The organism is Flavobacterium collinsii, assembly GCF_902804485.1.
Lineage (GTDB): Bacteria > Bacteroidota > Bacteroidia > Flavobacteriales > Flavobacteriaceae > Flavobacterium > Flavobacterium collinsii.
This window is the reverse complement of record NZ_CADCST010000205.1, coordinates 1-591: the sequence shown is the minus strand read 5'-3', so window position 1 is coordinate 591 and position 591 is coordinate 1. Positions and strand designations below refer to the sequence as shown.

1 protein-coding gene is annotated in these 591 nt (G+C 26.7%); it reads right to left on the bottom strand.

The annotated features are described in order from the left end of the window. Positions 1–360: 360 nt before the first annotated feature. The coding region (locus tag FLA105534_RS23750; RefSeq protein ID WP_173968544.1) for a hypothetical protein at positions 361–591 on the bottom strand (231 nt) is incomplete at its 5' end.

Here is a 591-nt window from a genome sequence, read left to right as displayed (position 1 = left end):
TTATAAAAGTTTAAAATATTAAAATGAGTAGAAACTATAAATTTCGTAATTCTGAGAGTGCAAGTAGAACGTACCACACGAAAGGGTTCGTGCGGTAGCGGGGGATTTTTTTTGTAAAAAGTTTCAAAAAAACTATTTCATAGGCAAGGTTTATTAGTTGACAAAACAAATCTATGAATTTAGTCTTTGTTTTTTAACCTTTAAAAACTAGCTACTTGAATGAATTATAATATATGATTCTCTAAAAATCATTGATAACCACTACCCAAACCAAAGGATACCGAGTTATTTCACAAAAAAACCTGTCTGTTTTTGCGAACTACAATTAAATAGATCAATTGACTAACAACTTAAAATTATTTAATTTAACAGAGTCGATTCATTTGATTTTTTAACAAATATAATTCCATCAAATGCTTCTTTCAATTTTTCTTTTTGAACCATCTTTGGAGAATAAGTAGATCCAATATCTCTGTAAAATACTTTAGACATTACAAACTCATTTAATACGGGAGAAAAACTACTTTTATTAAAATCTAAAAAATACATATCAGAAGAAGCATAATTAAATACCTCACTACTTGTTTTTTT